The sequence below is a fragment of the Streptomyces sp. NPDC051214 genome (genome assembly GCF_040682375.1).
Lineage (GTDB): Bacteria > Actinomycetota > Actinomycetes > Streptomycetales > Streptomycetaceae > Streptomyces.
In genome coordinates this window covers 17,307-32,769 of the sequence record NZ_JBFBAT010000004.1, presented here as the reverse complement: position 1 = coordinate 32,769, position 15,463 = coordinate 17,307, and the positions used below count along the sequence as shown (strand labels likewise).

The following is a 15,463-nucleotide window of genomic DNA, read 5'->3' as shown; positions in this document are numbered from 1 at the left end:
CCGGCACTGTCAGTGGCGTTCGGTAGGTTGGGAAGCATGCGCATTGCCACCTGGAACGTGAACTCGATCACCGCTCGGCTGCCCAGGCTCCTCGCCTGGCTGGAGAGCAGCGGTACGGATGTGCTGTGCATCCAGGAGACCAAGACCACCGCGGAGCAGTTCCCCGCCGCCGAGCTCCGCGAGCTCGGCTACGAGTCGGCGGTGAACGCGACCGGGCGGTGGAACGGCGTCGCGCTGGTCTCCCGCGTGGGCCTGGAGGACGTGACGACGGGCCTGCCCGGCGGCCCCGACTACGACGGGGTCCAGGAGCCGCGCGCGATCTCCGCCACCTGCGGTCCTGCCCGCGTCTGGTCGGTGTACGTGCCCAACGGCCGCGAGGTGGACCACGCGCACTTCGCGTACAAACTGCAGTGGTTCGAGGCGCTGAAGGCCGCGGTCGCCGCCGACGCGGCGGGCGCCCGGCCCTTCGCGGTCCTCGGCGACTTCAATGTGGCGCCGACCGACGCGGACGTGTGGGACCCCTCCCTGTTCGAGGGCGCCACGCACGTGACCCCCGCCGAGCGCGCGGCACTCGCGGCACTGCGGGAAGCGGGCCTCTCGGACGTCGTGCCGCGGCCCCTGAAGTACGACCACCCGTTCACGTACTGGGACTACCGCCAGCTCGGCTTCCCCAAGAACAAGGGCATGCGCATCGACCTGGTGTACGGGAACGAGGCGTTCGGCAAGGCCGTCTCCGACGCGTACGTGGACCGCGAGGAGCGCAAGGGCAAGGGCGCGTCGGACCACGCGCCGGTCGTGGTGGACCTGGACGTGTGAGCGTGTGAGCGTGCGACGGCCGGGGAGACTCCCCGGCCGTCACCGGCTTCCGATCCCCCCGGTGCGAGCTACGGCTCGAGCACCCGCAGATCCACCGACTCCGCGAGCGCGGCGAGCCCCGCGTCCCCGGGATGAAGATGGTCCCCGCTGTCGTACGCGGCCAGCATCCGCGCCGGGTTCGCCGGATCACGCAGCACCGCGTCGAAGTCGAGGACGGCGTCGAAATCGTCGCCGCCGCGCAAGTAGTCGTTGACCTTCACCCGCTCGGCGTCCGCCGCCGCCGTGCACAGGGACTCGCCCTGGCAGGGCGCGATGGTCGCGGCCACCACGCGCAGGCCCCGCGCGTGGGCCCGCCCGGAGATCTCCCGCATACCGGCGATCACCTGATCCGCCGACGCACCCCACCGCACGTCGTTGACGCCTTCGAAGACGACGACCGTACGGGCCGACGTCTGGGCGAACACATCACGGTCCAGGCGGTGCAGCGCGCTGACGCCGCCCGTGTCGGTGGAGACACCGTCGCCGGGGTAGCGGTCCGCGACCACGCGGTTCGCCGAGATCCCCTGGTTCAGGACACCGAAGCGCGGGACCTCGTCCTGCTGGAGCAGCCGCGTGGCAAGGACGTTGGGCCAGCGGTGGTTCGCGTCCTGCGTCGACCTCACCCCGTCCGTGATGGAGTCGCCGAGCAGCACCACCGACCCGGGACCGCCGCCCACGTCGACCCCCGCGAGCAGCGGCCACGTCGTGATCGTCGACGTGTACGCCGCCGGGGAGCCGTCCGCCGCGTGGTCGCCGGGGCCGCTCACGTACGAGCGCTGGATGGCCTGGCTGTGCACGGGCGCGGTCGTCACCGTCTCCGGGAGGTGGAAACTCACCAGGAGATTGGTGTCCTCGGGCACGTCGAAGTCGAGCGGGTCGCTGAACGCCTGTGCTCCCGCCGGGATTTCGGAGCCTGTCCTGCCGCGGAAGGTGAGCGCCTGCGGTTCGCCCCGGGCTCCCGCCCCGGACTCCTGCACCGCCACCGTCGCGCTCCCGATCCGCACCGGGGCGGAGGCGAAGGTGTTGTCGAGCCTGATCCGCACCCGCGGACCGCCCGTGCTGGTGTGGACGACCAGCCGCACGGTCCGGTCGGTCCAGGGGCCCACCGCCGTGTATCCGGCCGTCGACGTCGACCAGCTGCCGGTCCACCCCTTGGCCGGCTGCCGCACGGAGAGCGCGAAGACGTGCAGATCCGGGGCGCCCGGGTCCTTCGGCAGGGTCACCGAGGCGACCTCGCGTCCGCGCGCCACCGGCACGGTCACCACGTACAGCCGTGTCTTCTCGGCGAGTTGGCCGCCCGGGGTGTTCAGGTGCGGCAGCGCGACCGCCTTGGTGGCGAGCGGCCCCGAGCGCCAGTCCGGCGCCGTCAGGCGGTACGTCCCCTTGCCGCCGTCCCGGTAGCGCACCGTCCCCGTACCGCTCGCCTCGCCGCCCGTGCCCGCGACGAGGAAGGCCAGGGCGTCCCCGCGTCCGCGCACCCGCACGGACTGCCCGTCGGCACGGACGTTGTCCTTCTCGCCCGCCGCGGTGCGGGGCAGGGTGAGCCGTGCCCCGTCCACGGCGAGCGAACGGCCCGGGGTCCAGCCCGCCGCGTCGAGATCCCGCGCCGAGAACGAACCGCCCGAGCCGTCGAAGTCCGCGTCACCGGGTCGCGCGTCATCGCTGATGGCCCGGTTGTCGAAGAGCCGCTCCAGGGGGAGCGGCCCGGGTCTGTGCGGGGCGGCGGTCGCCGTCGCCGTCGCCACGGGCAGGGCGCCGCTGATCACCGCGAGTACGGCGGCCGCACCCCAGATACGTGAGATACGCGAGGTACGCGAGCTGCGTGGGCGCACACCAGACCCCTCCCTTTGGCTGAAGCTGACGTGACGACAGGTGCGCCATGAAGCTAAGGAGGTGGGGGAGACGCGTCAATGAGGTGTGCGTGAACATGACCCGAACTTGCCGGGATACCGGGGTGATCTGGGTGAGCGCGATACGGCTGTTCGGGTACGGCGGCCCCTGCCGACCGCACCCGAACGGCCTCCCGGCCGGGGGTCATGCGCGGGTGGAGCTACACCATGGGGGTCGGGTTCAGCGCCGTCAGGCCCACGGTGGTGGTGAAGACGGTCTCGCCGTCCTGGCGGCCGGTGATGCGCACCGTGCAGGCGTCGGGGGACGTGGCGTCGGTGTCGATGATCTCGGCGTCCACCCAGCACGGGGTGTCGAACTCCGCGTACCGGTGGAAGGTGCTGTCGAGCGTGACGGGGAGGACCGGGCGGTCCTGCGACCCGATGGCGTGCGCCGCCTGGCGGGCCGCCTCCAGGAGGACCATGCCGGGTACGTGGTCCACGTAGTGGTCGAAGAGCACCGGGTGGGTCGCGTTGACCCGCAGCTGCCAGCGCCCGGTCTGCTCGGTGGGGGAGAGGACGACGTCGAACGGGGAGGTACGGGCGACCAGTTGAGGCAGCTCGGAGGCGCCCGGGAGCACGGGCCCGGTCGAGCTCTCCAGGCGGGCGGCGCGCAGCCGGCGGTACGCCTCCGGTGAGGTGGTGGTGAAGCTGGCCCCGCCCGTGGCGATGATGCGCTCGGCGTGCCGGATGGTGGCCTCGTACCGCAGACCGGCCAGCCGGTTGCCGCGGCGGCGGATCTCGGTGCAGGTCACGGAGAGTTCGAGGTCGGCCGGTGCGGAGTCCATGACCAGGCCCTCGGGAAGCGCGGTGTAATTCAGGTCCCACAGCAGGAACTTGTGGGTGAGCGCCACGTCGAAGACCGTGTGGGACAGGAGCGCACCGACCTGGCGTATGGTCTCGGCGATCAGCAGGGGGTCGTACCTGCCGTGCACGGAACCGTAGAAGCTGTGGCCGCGGGGCCACTGGGCGGTGACGGTGAACTGCTCGTCGCTCAGCTGTCGTATGCCGGTGAGGAATACCTCGGCCACCGCGGCCCGGTGCACGAACTCGCGCGGGACGGTCCTGGTCAGCGTGGTTTCGATGCTCCCCACCGTGCGTCTCGCGGCCGAGTGGTGCGCGTCCGTGGTGCGGACCGACTCCGTTGACTCAAGCGTCTGCAGCATGGTTCCCCCATAGAGATGTCGACAGACCGAGGCGTGCTTGGCTGGGAAAAAGATACGTACTTCGTGGTTTGGTTTACAACAAGATTCGCGAGCAACTTTTCGGCGCCCTGTGGGTCGTTGAGCGATTCAGCATCTGGCGATCCCCTGTTTCCGCAGGTCATAGGCGCCATGAGGGGTCAACTCCGCCCGACCGGTGTTGCGTACATCCATTGGGATCTTGCTCTCGCGCCTCTGTGTGCGTGCTGTTTCCGGTATGTTCCTGACGCAGAACATCCGGTCCACGCGGTTTTGTTTCCTTCTCTTTAACGCCGGGCCAACGCCTGCCTCATGCCACTCAACGGGGAGACCTCGTGCAGCACTTGGAACAGATACGGCTCGCCGCCGTGAACATCGACGGCGTGCTCCTCAACGACACCTTCAGTCCCGTGATCCACCACTTCATCACCAGCCGCGGCGGCAGCTACGACGCCGCGACCGAGCGCGAGATCTTCTCCCAGACCCAGCTGACCGCCTGCAAGGCCCTCGGGGTGGCGGCGGGCATGACGGAAACCGCGGAGGAGATCCGGGACCTCTACTTCGCCGAGCGCGAGGAGTACCTCGCGAAGGACCCGATCCGCGTCCTCGACGGAGCGGCCGAACTCCTGGACAGGCTGCGTTCCTTGGGCCTGCGGACCATCTGCTACGGCGGCCTGGAGAAGACCCACTTCGACCGCCACCTCGGCGACCTCGCCCCGCTCTTCGACGAGCCCCACTACGTGTGCACCAATGACTTCAGGCCCGGTGTCCAGGAGATCGTCCGCGATGTCTTCGGCGTCGAACCGGCCCAGGCGGTCTTCATCGACGACGTGGCGCGGGTCGCCGAGGTGGCCAAGGAGCTCGGCGTGCCGTTCATCGGCCACCCGAGCGGCTTCGAGCACGGCCACCAGGGCGAGTTGATGCGCGAGGTCGGTGTGCGGCACGTGGTCGGATCACTCGGGGAGATCGACGAAGACCTGCTGCGCACGGTCGACGCGGAGGCCGCCGCCGGGTCCGCGTGGGCCTGAACCACCGTGCAGAATGGACCGGTTGACGTGACAGGGGAGAAGTACGTGACAGGGGAGAGGAACGTCGTGGGGGAGAAGTCGATGGACAGGCACGGGGCACTGCTCGACGGCCGGGTGGCGCTGATCACGGGAGCGAGCAGCGGAATCGGGGAAGCGGCGGCCCGCGTCTTCGCCCGCGAGGGCGCCAGGGTCGTGCTCGCGGCCCGCAGGGAGGACCGCCTCAAGCAGCTCGTGGCCCACCTGCGCGAGGCGGGGCACGAAGCCGAGTACGTGGTGACGGACGTGACGCGGCCCGGCGACACGGCGGCCGCGGTGGCCCACGCGGTGGACCGCTTCGGAAGGCTGGACGCCGCCTTCAACAACGCCGGCTGGGGCACCGGGCGTACCCCGCTGCACCTCATGGATGACGGTCTCTACGACCAGATCATGGACGTCAACGTACGCGGGGTGTGGAACTGCCTGCGCGACGAGATCGCCTCGATGCTCTCTTCCGGGGGCGGCGCGATCGTGAACACCAGCAGCGTGGGCGGCCTGCTCGCCACCCCGGTGGCCGCGCCGTACGTGGCAGCGAAGCACGCGGTCCTCGGACTCACCAAGGCCGCGGCCGCGGAGTACGCGGCGCAGGGGATCAGGGTGAACGCGCTGGCCCCGGGCACGACGCGGACCGAGGTCGTGGGGGAGTGGTTCGCCGCGAACCCCGGCATCGAGGAGGCGCTGCACCAGGCGACCCCGCAGCCGCGCACCGCCGAGCCCGAGGAAGTGGCCGAGGCGGCCGCGTGGCTTCTCAGTGACCGCGCCTCGTTCGTCACGGGCATGACCATGCCGGTGGACGGCGGGCTCACCATCGTGTGACGCGTGGTGCCCGCCGGGGCGTCCGGGCGTCGAGAGGCGTCCGAGCGCCCGGGCGCCCAGGGCGTCCGTGGCGCGGGACGCCCTCTTGCGTGAACGATCTCAAAAGCATATGCGACTGACGTATTGATTACATACAGACCTGGCGGTTTAGAATGGCTCCGTCAGCGTGCACCGGCACGTGGAGGTATACAGGGCCCGCACGGATGGGCGCAGATGGGTGGAGTGGCCATGGCGAAGCAGGACCGCGGGATCAGGACCCGCCGCGTGATCCTCGAGGCGGCCGCCGGCGTCTTCGAGGAGTGCGGGTACGAGGCCGCCAAAATCACGGACATCCTCACCCGGGCGGAAGTGACCAAGGGCGCGCTGTACTTCCACTTCGAGTCCAAGGAGGCCCTCGCCCTCGCGGTCCTCGCCGCGCAGGTGAGTGAGGGACTGCCGGTCATCCCCCGCAAGTCCAAGCTCCAGGAGGTGGTCGACATCGGCATGGTGTTCGCCCACCGCCTGACGTACGACCCGGTCGTGCGCGGGAGCGTCCGCCTCGCCCTGGACGACACGGGCCCGCGCCTCGACCGCAGCGGTCCGTACCGCAACTGGTCCGAGCTGAACGTGGACACGCTCCGGCAGGCCAAGAACAACGGCGAGTTGCTGCCGCACGTCGATCCGCTCGAGTCCGGCCTGATCATCGTGGGCGCGTACGCCGGGATCAACATGATGGCGCGCTCGACGGGTGAGCAGGCGGAGCTGCGCCACCGGGCCGCGGCCCTGTACCGGCACATCATGCCCAGCATCGCGCTGCCGGGCGTGCTCGCCACCCTGGACATGTCGCCGGGGCGTGGCGAGCAGGTCGAGGCGGAGATGGCACGGACGGACGAACGGGAGGACGTGGGCGCGGCGGTCTGAGACGGGCTGTACGCGGCGGACTCAGCGCGGGTCGGACCGGGCGCCCTTGTGGCGTACCGATTCGGCCCGCGTTTTCGTGTGCCGTCCCGTCTTCGTGTGCCGTCCGCGAGGCCGCCCCCGGCAGAGCGGCGGGGCCGCTGTGCCGGGGGCGGCCGGCTCAGGTGGTCCAGCGCCCGCTGCCCGGCCGCGTCACGCGCGGTCCGTGCACGGCTGTGTCCGAGCCTGCCGGGCTGAGCCGGTCGAGCACCTCCGGGGCGGCGATGCACGGGAGTTGCAGGCTCCAGAAGCCGCTCAGGGCGTGCCGTGACAGCCACTGGAAGTCGTCGCGGCTCAGTACCTCGAAACCGACCGTCGCCGCCACCAGCGCGGCAACGATGCTCTGCCGTGAGGCGCCGGGCGCCAGCGAGCCCTCCCTGGCCGCCTCGGCGAGGAGCCGCTGCACGCAGGCCTGCCACTCCTGGCACAGATCGGTCCGGCTCGCGCCGTGGCCCGCGCAGTTGAGCCGGAAACCGGCGCGGACGACGGTGTCGGTACGCAGGAGCTCGGCGAGCGCGTGCGAGGTGTCGATCAGGCACTGGAGGGACGAGGTGCCGGCGCGGTAGGACTGCCGCGCCGCGCTCTGCAGCGCACGGGACGCCTGGTTCACGACCTCGGTGGCCAGCGCTTCCTTGCTGTCGAAGTGGAAGTACAACGCCCCTGAGCTGACGCCTACTTGATGGCTGATGTTGGTGAGGCTGGTACGGGTGAAGCCGTGCTGGTGGAACGCGAGGGCGGCCGCGGAGATCAGCTGGGATCGTGTACGAACGGCCCGTTCCTGCTTGGTCATGAGATTCCTGACGGTTCTTGGGCGGGGGCGGGTGGCCCGGGTGGCTGCGGGGCCCGCGGGGGCGGCTGGTTCATGAACTGTATTTAAACCGCCAAGTCTGTTTTGTTTCTACAGCTGGCGCCAACTTTTCCCGTAGCGTCGTGACGGCGAGGGGTGTGTGGGGAGGCGTTTCGGCAGCCTCTACATACCTATGTCCGGGTTCGGCTCGGGTGCGACGACGGTCTCAATGAAACTTTTTTCTTTGACAAACCGACGTCGAGGTTTGTAAATTGCTCCTCGTCTTGACGCGAGGTAGTAGCTGAGCTGCATCGATCGAGGGGGAAGACGATGAATCAGAGTGCGGCAGACCTTCTGGAGCCTCATATATCGACCTCACGCGACATGAGAATGTCCGTGCTGGTCAGGCCGACAGGCGTCCCGGGGAGGGAAGTTCGCGGCACGAACGCCGTCTGGCGCGTGCTGGTGGCCGAGAGCGACGTCGACGACGCCAACAGCCTGGTGAGGGGGTTGCGCAGGCACAGTCACGAGGTCGAGCACGTCACGACGGGGCGGGAGGCGCTGCGTGCGTACGAGGCGGCCGACCTGATGCTCCTGGACCTCGAACTGCCCGACCTGGACGGGCTCGAGGTCTGCCGGGACATCCGGCGGGTCAGCAACATTCCGATCATCGCTGTCACCGGCCGCGGCAGCGAGCTGGACCGGGTGCTCGGCCTCCAGGCAGGCGCCGACGACTACCTGGTGAAGCCGTACGGGTTCCGGGAGTTGATGGCCCGCATGGAGGCGGTCATGCGCCGGACCACACGCCAGCCGTCGTCCACCGCCGAGTCCATCTCCCGCGGGCCGCTGAGCATCGACGCGGGGGCCCGCGAGGTCAGCCTCGAAGGCCGGCGCATCGACGTGACGCGCAAGGAGTTCGACCTGCTCTTCCTGCTGGCCTCCCACCCCGACACCGTCATCCCGCGCAAGCAGCTCATGCAGCGCGTCTGGGGTGACTCGTGGTCCCGCAGGACCGTCGACACCCATGTCAGCAGCCTGCGGAACAAGTTGGGCTGCAGTGGCTGGATCATCACCGTCCGCGGTGTCGGATTCCGGTTCGGCCAGGTGTGAGCGCCCATCGGCGCCCGCGCGGCGCACTGCTCTTGACGACTCGACCGAGAGACCTTCGGAGACACCCGTGACGCATCGGACAGCCGCCCGCCCGACCACGAGCACCCTGTGCCAGGGGGACGGATGCAAGTACCGCGCGGCAACCGGCGAGGGCAGCCGCCTCGCCGTGCGGGGACAGCGCCTCTGCCCGCTGTGCCGGGAAGGGTTCGTCGTGCAACTGCGCCGGCTGCCCGGACTTCATGAGGATTGCGGCAGCGTATTGGGCGGCGGCTCTGCGCAATTGCCGGGGGAGCGGCCGACCAGTGGCGGTTCTCTGCCCGGAATGCCCTTCAACGGCGCCGCCGCCGATGTGCGGACCTCTATTCTCACCACCTTGAGTTCATGGTGCGGACTTGTCGCGGAGGGGCGGGGAATTTCCGCGCCCCGGCGTTCCGTCGAACCCCTTTCTCTCTTTCTCGTGCGGCATGTCGACTGGCTCGCCGTGCACCCCGCCGTCGGTGAGGCGACCAGGGAAGTGGCCCAGCTCGCCCGCAGGGCCCGCCGGATCGCCCACGGGGAGCGGCGGCGTACGGTCCGCGTCGGGCCGTGCGCGACGCAGGGCTGCGGGGGAGAGCTCACCGCGGCCGTCAACCCGGCCACCGGGGCCACGGCCACCGAAATCCGGTGCGACCGCAACGCCGAGCACGTGTGGGAGCGCCACCAGTGGACGGAGCTCAGCAGGGCGATCGCCCAGGTGCCCAGGGCCGCGGCCGCTGAACAGCCGCCCACCGCACGCTGGTTGACGGCGTCGGACGTGTGCAGGCTCTGGGGCACCCCGAAGGGCACCGTCTACCGGCTCGCCAGCGAGCAGCGGTGGCGGCGCGAACAACGCGTCGGGCGCACCTACTACTTCGAGCAGGACGTGCACGAGAGCTTCAGCCGCCGTGCGGCGCGCACCCTCTGACCCACCCCTCCCACCCCCACCCGCCCCCCACGAGGCCCGATCGGCAGCCGCCGGCCGGGCCTTGTCGCATGTCACGGCCGTGCACACCGCGCAACGTCGCTGAGCTGCCCTTCTGACCGGCCTCTGACATTCCCCTGGCCATTCTCCCGCACGTTCCTGGCGGATTCCCGCACCTATTCATGACTCAACTTCACCAACGTATGACATGGGAAATCTTGAAAAGGACAGCACCGGCGAAGAAGCTTATTAATAGCTTCCGCTGCTCTGTGTCGAGCTGTCGGGCAGGAATTCGGCGATTACCAAGGAGATGCGTATGGACGCTGCAGTGATTGTCGTGGGGGCGGGGCCGGCCGGGCTTGTGCTCGCCGGTGAGCTCAGGCTCGCGGGCGTCGATGTCATCGCCCTGGAGCGCCTGCCGGAGCGGACCGGCGAGTCCCGCGGACTCGGTTTCACCGCCCGCACCATGGAGGTGTTCGACCAGCGCGGTCTGCTCACCCGCTTCGGCGACGTGGAGACCAGCAACGTGGGCCACTTCGGCGGCCTTCCGGTGGACTTCGGGGTGCTCGAAGGCGCGCACCAGGCGGCGAAGTCCGTGCCCCAGTCGCAGACCGAGGCGGCGCTCGAGGCCTGGGTCGACGAACTGGGCACGGATCTGCGACGCGGCCACGAAGTGACGTCCATCGAGGACGACGGCGACGGCGTCGAGGTGGGCGTGCGCGGCCCCGACGGCGAATACACCCTGCGCGCCGCCTACTTGGTCGGCTGTGACGGCGGCCGCAGCATGGTGCGCAAGGCCGGCGGGTTCGACTTCCCCGGCACCGCGTCGACGATGGAGATGTTCCTCGCCGACGTGGAGGGGCTCGGTCTCGAACCCCGCATGATCGGCGAGACGTTCGCGAACGGCATGGTCATGGTCGGCCCGCTGCCCGGCGGCGTCACGCGCCTCATCCTCTGCGAGCGCGGCACCCCGCCGCAGAAGCGCACCAGCGCTCCCTCGTACGAGGAAGTGGTCGTCGGCTGGAAGCGCGTGACGGGCGAGGACATCTCGCACGGCAAGCCGATCTGGGTGAGTTCCTTCGGCGACGCCACCCGGCAGGCCACCGAGTACCGGCGCGGCCGGATCCTGCTCGCGGGCGACTCCGCGCACATCCATCTGCCCGCCGGCGGCCAGGGCATGAACACCAGCATCCAGGACGCCATGAACCTCGGCTGGAAACTCGCGGCCGTGGTGCGGGGCAAGGCGCCCGAAGCGCTGCTCGACACCTACCACGACGAGCGGCACCCCGTCGGGCAGCGGCTCCTGATGAACACCCGCGCCCAGGGCCTGCTGTTCCTCAGCGGTTCCGAGGTGCAGCCGCTGCGCGACGTCCTGGGCGAGCTCATCCAGTACGAGGACGTCAGCCGCCACCTCGCCGGCATGGTCAGCGGCCTGGAGATCCACTACGACGTCGGCGGCGGGCGGCACCCGCTGCTCGGCCGCCGGATGCCCGACCTGGAACTGGTGGGCGCCGACCTCAAGACCCGGGCCACCCAACTGCTGCACTCCGGGCGCGGCCTCCTGCTCGACCTGGCCGACAACGCCGTGCTGCGGCGCAGGGCCGCCGGCTGGGCCGACCGCGTGGACGTGGTGACCGCCGCCCCGCACGGCCTGGCCGAGAGCAGCCAACTGGCCGGCACCACCGCTGTCCTGGTCCGCCCCGACGGCTACGTCGCCTGGGCCGCACCCGGCAGCCATGACGACCTGCCCATGTCCCTGGAGCGCTGGTTCGGACCGTCCCGCTAGCGCGGCCGCCGGTCACGGCAGACCAGATCCACCCCACACGCACGACGACCGGACCGATCCGGTGGTCGAGGAGAGAGAAGACATGCACAGCACACTGATCGTGGCCCGGATGGACCCCGGTTCCGGGGTCGACGTGGCCCGCCTGTTCGGCGAGTTCGACGACACCGAGATGCCGCACCGGATGGGCACCCGCCGACGCCAGCTGTTCTCGTACCGCGGCCTGTACTTCCATCTGCAGGACTTCGACCAGGACAACGGCGGCGAGCTGATCGAGGAGGCCAAGACCGACCCGCGGTTCGTCGGCATCAGCCAGGACCTCAAGCCGTTCATCGAGGCGTACGACCCGGCGACCTGGCGCTCGCCCGCCGACGCCATGGCCAAGCGCTTCTACAACTGGGAGGCCTCCCAGTGACGGGTCGCCGGGTCGTCATCACGGGGATCGGTGTCGTCGCCCCGGGCGGCATCGGGACCAAGAACTTCTGGGGTCTGCTCAGCGAGGGCCGTACGGCGACGCGCGGCATCACCTTCTTCGACCCGGAGCCCTTCCGCTCCCGGGTCGCCGCCGAGATCGACTTCGACGCCGAGGCGCAGGGCCTGAGCCCGCAGGAGATCCGGCGCATGGACCGGGCCGCGCAGCTCGCCGTCGTGGCGACGCGCGAGGCGGTCGCCGACAGCGGCGTGGAACTCGGGGCCCACGACCCCCACCGCGTCGGCGTGACCATCGGCAGCGCGGTCGGCGCGACGACGGGCCTCGACGAGGAGTACCGCGTCGTCAGCGACGGCGGCCGGCTCAACCTCGTCGACCACGCGTACGCCGTGCCGCACCTCTACAACTTCCTGGTGCCCAGCTCGTTCGCCGCCGAGGTCGCCTGGGCCGTCGGCGCCGAGGGCCCCGCCACCGTGGTGTCCACGGGCTGCACCTCCGGCATCGACTCGGTGGGCCACGCGGTGGAACTCATCCGCGAGGGCAGCACCGACGTCATGATCGCCGGGTCGTCCGACGCGCCGATCTCACCGATCACGCTGGCCTGCTTCGACGCGATCAAGGCCACCACCCCGCGCCACGACGCACCCGGGGAGGCGTCACGGCCCTTCGACAACACCCGCAACGGCTTCGTCCTCGGCGAGGGCTCCGCCGTCTTCGTCCTCGAGGAGCTGGAGAGCGCGCGGCGCAGGCACGCCCACATTTACGCCGAGATCGCGGGCTACGGGGCGCGCAGCAACGCGTACCACATGACGGGTCTGCGGCCCGACGGCGCGGAGATGGCCGAGGCGATCCGGGTCGCGCTCGACGAGGCGCGGATGAACGGCGACCAGATCGACTACATCAACGCGCACGGCTCCGGCACCAAGCAGAACGACCGGCACGAGACCGCGGCCTTCAAGAAGGCCCTCGGCGACCACGCGTACCGCACGCCGGTGAGCTCCATCAAGTCGATGGTGGGCCACTCGCTGGGCGCGATCGGCTCCATAGAGATCGCCGCGTCCGCGCTGGCCATGGAGTACGACGTGGTGCCCCCGACCGCCAACCTGCACACCCCCGACCCGCAGTGCGACCTCGACTACGTGCCGATCACGGCGCGCGACCAGCGCACGGACACCGTCCTGACCGTCGGCAGCGGGTTCGGCGGATTCCAGAGCGCCATGGTGCTCGCCAACCCCGAGAGGAAGGGCGCATGACAGCCTCCGCCGTGGTCACGGGCCTGGGCATCGCATCCCCCAACGGCCTGGGCACAGACGACTACTGGGCGGCCACCCGCAGCGGCAAGAGCGGCATCGGGCGCGTCACCCACTTCGACCCGACGCCCTACCCGGCCACGCTCGCGGGCGAGGTCCCCGGCTTCGTCGCCGAGGACCAACTGCCCAGCAGGCTCCTGCCGCAGACCGACCGGATGACGCGTATCGCGCTCGTCGCCACCGACTGGGCGCTCGCCGACGCGGGCGTCGAGCCGGAGAAGATGTCCGAGTACGACATGGGCGTCATCACGGCGAGCTCGTCGGGCGGCTTCGAGTTCGGGCAGGGCGAGCTGGAGAAGCTGTGGGGCAAGGGCAGCCAGTACGTGTCCGCGTACCAGTCCTTCGCCTGGTTCTACGCCGTCAACAGCGGCCAGATCTCCATCCGCAACGGCATGAAGGGCCCGAGCGGGGTCGTCGTCAGCGACCAGGCGGGCGGCCTCGACGCGCTCGCCCAGGCGCGCCGCCAGATACGCAAGGGCACCAGCCTGATCGTCTCCGGTTCCATCGACGCCTCCATCTGCCCCTGGGGCTGGGTGGCGCAGCTGGCCGGTGGCCGGATCAGCACCGAGGACCAGCCCAACCGCGCCTACCTGCCGTTCGACGCCGACGCCGCGGGGCACGTGCCCGGCGAGGGCGGCGCGATCCTCGTCGTGGAGGACGAGGAGGCCGCCCGTAGGCGTGGCGCGAAGATCTACGGCTCCATCGCGGGGTACGGCTCGACCTTCGACCCGAAGCCGGGCAGCGGACGCGAGCCCGGCCTGCGCAAGGCCATCGAGATCGCACTCGCGGACGCCGACGTGGCCCCCGAGGACGTCGACGTCGTCTTCGCGGACGCCGCCGCCGTGCCCGAACTCGACCGGATCGAGGCGGAGGCCGTCAACGCGGTCTTCGGCCGCGGCCAAGTCGTGGTCACCGCGCCGAAGACGATGACGGGACGGCTCTACTCGGGCGCGGCCCCGCTGGACGTGGCCGCCGCGCTGCTCGCCATCGACGAGGGCCTGATCCCGCCCACCGTGAACGTGGCGCCCGACGCCGCCTACGGCCTCGACCTGGTCGTGAACCAGCCGCGCCCCGCCGAGGTGCGCACCGCGCTGGTCCTGGCCCGCGGCGAGGGCGGCTTCAACTCCGCCCTGGTCGTCCGCGCCGCCGACTAGGCGGCCCACAGACAGCGCCCCGCCGTCCCCCACATCCCCCGCGAGGCCGGCGGGGCGCGCGGCACCCCACCTCTGCCGCGGCACCACCCCACTTGACCGCACCACGAAAGGGAACAACGTGTCCGCACATCGCTTCACCCTCGAAGACCTCAAGCGCATCCTCCTCGAAGGCGCGGGCGCCGCGGAGGGCGTCGACCTCGACGGCGACATCCTCGACACCCCGTTCGAAGACCTGGGTTACGAGTCGCTCGCGATGCTCGAGACGAGCAGCCGAATAGAGCGCGAGTACGGCGTGACCCTCGACGAGGACATGGTCACCGACGCCGCCACCCCCCGCAGGTTCATCGAAGCGGTCGGCGCGCAGCTCGCCCCCACGGCCACCGCCGCCTGACCCATCAAGGGAGATCCGAACACCATGGCACAGGACAACCAGCGCGTCGCCCTCATCACCGGAGCCACCAGCGGGATCGGCCTCGCCGCCGCCCGGCTCCTCGCCACCCAGGGACACCAGGTCTTCATCGGCGCGCGTGACGCCGAGAACGTCGCCGCGACCGTCAAACAGCTGCAGGACGAGGGACTCGACGCCGACGGCGCCGTCCTCGACGTACGCGACGAGGCAGCCGTCAAGGCCTTCGTGCAGGCGGCGGTCGACCGCTTCGGCACCGTCGACGTCCTGGTGAACAACGCCGGGCGCAGCGGCGGCGGTGTGACCGCCGACCTCACCGACGAGCTGTGGCACGACGTCATCGACACCAACCTCAACAGTGTCTTCCGCATGACCCGCGAGGTGCTCAACACCGGCGGCATGCGGCACAAGGACCGCGGCCGCATCATCAACATCGCCTCGACCGCCGGCAAGCAGGGCGTGGTGCTCGGCGCGCCCTACTCGGCGTCCAAGCACGGCGTCGTCGGCTTCACCAAGTCGCTCGGCAACGAGCTCGCCCCGACCGGCATCACCGTCAACGCGGTCTGCCCCGGGTACGTCGAGACGCCGATGGCGCAGCGCGTGCGCGAGGGGTACGCCGCCGCCTACGACACCTCCGAGGACGCCATCCTCGCCAAGTTCCAGTCCAAGATCCCGCTCGGCCGCTACTCCACGCCCGAAGAGGTCGCCGGTCTCGTCGGATACCTCGCGTCGGACACCGCCGGATCCATCACCGCGCAGGCCCTCAACGTCTGCGGCGGCCTCGGCAACTTCTGAGCCGCGAGCG

At 70.4% G+C, this 15,463-nt stretch carries 15 protein-coding genes; 12 read left to right on the top strand and 3 right to left on the bottom strand.

What is annotated here, in order from left to right; translation table 11 throughout:
- Positions 1–36: 36 nt before the first annotated feature.
- On the top strand, positions 37–816 hold the full coding sequence (locus AB0M70_RS11330) for an exodeoxyribonuclease III (protein ID WP_365818866.1): 780 nt from the start codon (positions 37–39) through the stop codon (positions 814–816).
- 68 nt (positions 817–884) lie between these two features.
- On the opposite strand, the gene AB0M70_RS11325 is transcribed toward AB0M70_RS11330, so the two are convergent.
- On the bottom strand, positions 885–2,600 hold the full coding sequence (locus AB0M70_RS11325; protein WP_365819775.1) for an SGNH/GDSL hydrolase family protein: 1,716 nt from the start codon (positions 2,598–2,600) through the stop codon (positions 885–887).
- 305 nt (positions 2,601–2,905) lie between these two features.
- Complete coding sequence (locus AB0M70_RS11320) at positions 2,906–3,907, bottom strand: ScbA/BarX family gamma-butyrolactone biosynthesis protein (protein ID WP_365818864.1); 1,002 nt, start codon at positions 3,905–3,907, stop codon at positions 2,906–2,908.
- 350 nt (positions 3,908–4,257) lie between these two features.
- Between AB0M70_RS11320 and AB0M70_RS11315 the strand changes: the two genes are divergently transcribed.
- From AB0M70_RS11315 to AB0M70_RS11305, 3 genes are all read left to right on the top strand, one after another.
- Positions 4,258–4,950, top strand: coding sequence for an HAD family phosphatase (locus AB0M70_RS11315; RefSeq protein ID WP_365818862.1), 693 nt, complete (start codon positions 4,258–4,260; stop codon positions 4,948–4,950).
- An 81-nt stretch (positions 4,951–5,031) separates the two neighbouring features.
- Positions 5,032–5,802 carry a glucose 1-dehydrogenase gene (locus AB0M70_RS11310; protein ID WP_365819773.1) on the top strand — a complete coding sequence of 257 codons (771 nt, stop codon included), beginning with the start codon at positions 5,032–5,034 and terminating at the stop codon, positions 5,800–5,802.
- 228 nt (positions 5,803–6,030) lie between these two features.
- On the top strand, positions 6,031–6,702 hold the full coding sequence (locus AB0M70_RS11305) for a ScbR family autoregulator-binding transcription factor (RefSeq protein WP_365818860.1): 672 nt from the start codon (positions 6,031–6,033) through the stop codon (positions 6,700–6,702).
- Positions 6,703–6,859: 157 nt separating this feature from the next.
- On the opposite strand, the gene AB0M70_RS11300 is transcribed toward AB0M70_RS11305, so the two are convergent.
- Positions 6,860–7,528, bottom strand: coding sequence for a ScbR family autoregulator-binding transcription factor (locus tag AB0M70_RS11300; protein WP_365818858.1), 669 nt, complete (start codon positions 7,526–7,528; stop codon positions 6,860–6,862).
- A 387-nt stretch (positions 7,529–7,915) separates the two neighbouring features.
- Here AB0M70_RS11300 and AB0M70_RS11295 point away from each other — a divergent pair, with 387 nt between their 5' ends.
- The 8 genes from AB0M70_RS11295 to fabG all read left to right on the top strand — a co-directional run bounded on the left by AB0M70_RS11295 (position 7,916) and on the right by fabG (position 15,453).
- The gene (locus tag AB0M70_RS11295; RefSeq protein WP_365819771.1) at positions 7,916–8,635 is read left to right on the top strand and encodes a response regulator transcription factor; all 720 of its coding nucleotides are present in this window, start codon (positions 7,916–7,918) and stop codon (positions 8,633–8,635) included.
- Positions 8,636–9,092: 457 nt separating this feature from the next.
- Positions 9,093–9,578 (top strand): hypothetical protein, encoded by a 486-nt coding sequence (locus AB0M70_RS11290; protein WP_365818856.1) that lies wholly within the window; start codon positions 9,093–9,095, stop codon positions 9,576–9,578.
- A 313-nt stretch (positions 9,579–9,891) separates the two neighbouring features.
- Entirely contained in the window at positions 9,892–11,361 is a 1,470-nt protein-coding gene (locus AB0M70_RS11285; RefSeq protein ID WP_365818854.1) for an FAD-dependent monooxygenase, read from the top strand.
- Positions 11,362–11,443: 82 nt separating this feature from the next.
- Positions 11,444–11,773, top strand: coding sequence for a TcmI family type II polyketide cyclase (locus tag AB0M70_RS11280; RefSeq protein ID WP_365818852.1), 330 nt, complete (start codon positions 11,444–11,446; stop codon positions 11,771–11,773).
- Complete coding sequence (locus tag AB0M70_RS11275) at positions 11,770–13,041, top strand: beta-ketoacyl-[acyl-carrier-protein] synthase family protein (RefSeq protein ID WP_365818850.1); 1,272 nt, start codon at positions 11,770–11,772, stop codon at positions 13,039–13,041. Before AB0M70_RS11280 ends, AB0M70_RS11275 begins: the two co-directional genes overlap by 4 nt.
- Positions 13,038–14,252, top strand: a complete 1,215-nt coding sequence (locus AB0M70_RS11270; protein WP_365818848.1) for a ketosynthase chain-length factor — start codon at positions 13,038–13,040, stop codon at positions 14,250–14,252. The genes AB0M70_RS11275 and AB0M70_RS11270 overlap by 4 nt, the downstream gene beginning before the upstream one ends.
- 118 nt (positions 14,253–14,370) lie before the next feature.
- Positions 14,371–14,643, top strand: coding sequence for an acyl carrier protein (locus AB0M70_RS11265; protein ID WP_365818846.1), 273 nt, complete (start codon positions 14,371–14,373; stop codon positions 14,641–14,643).
- 24 nt (positions 14,644–14,667) lie between these two features.
- Positions 14,668–15,453 (top strand): 3-oxoacyl-ACP reductase FabG, encoded by a 786-nt coding sequence (fabG, locus tag AB0M70_RS11260; RefSeq protein ID WP_365818844.1) that lies wholly within the window; start codon positions 14,668–14,670, stop codon positions 15,451–15,453.
- Positions 15,454–15,463: the final 10 nt, after the last annotated feature.

Bases quoted from the DNA above. Each gene is read 5' to 3' on its own strand.
- AB0M70_RS11295 (WP_365819771.1), top strand. From the start codon at position 7,916: ATGTCCGTGCTGGTCAGGCCGACAGGCGTCCCGGGGAGGGAAGTTCGC.
- AB0M70_RS11300 (WP_365818858.1), bottom strand. From the start codon at position 7,528: ATGACCAAGCAGGAACGGGCCGTTCGTACACGATCCCAGCTGATCTCC.
- AB0M70_RS11285 (WP_365818854.1), top strand. From the start codon at position 9,892: ATGGACGCTGCAGTGATTGTCGTGGGGGCGGGGCCGGCCGGGCTTGTG.
- fabG (WP_365818844.1), top strand. From the start codon at position 14,668: ATGGCACAGGACAACCAGCGCGTCGCCCTCATCACCGGAGCCACCAGC.
- AB0M70_RS11270 (WP_365818848.1), top strand. From the start codon at position 13,038: ATGACAGCCTCCGCCGTGGTCACGGGCCTGGGCATCGCATCCCCCAAC.
- AB0M70_RS11330 (WP_365818866.1), top strand. From the start codon at position 37: ATGCGCATTGCCACCTGGAACGTGAACTCGATCACCGCTCGGCTGCCC.
- AB0M70_RS11320 (WP_365818864.1), bottom strand. From the start codon at position 3,907: ATGCTGCAGACGCTTGAGTCAACGGAGTCGGTCCGCACCACGGACGCG.
- AB0M70_RS11310 (WP_365819773.1), top strand. From the start codon at position 5,032: ATGGACAGGCACGGGGCACTGCTCGACGGCCGGGTGGCGCTGATCACG.
- AB0M70_RS11305 (WP_365818860.1), top strand. From the start codon at position 6,031: ATGGCGAAGCAGGACCGCGGGATCAGGACCCGCCGCGTGATCCTCGAG.
- AB0M70_RS11280 (WP_365818852.1), top strand. From the start codon at position 11,444: ATGCACAGCACACTGATCGTGGCCCGGATGGACCCCGGTTCCGGGGTC.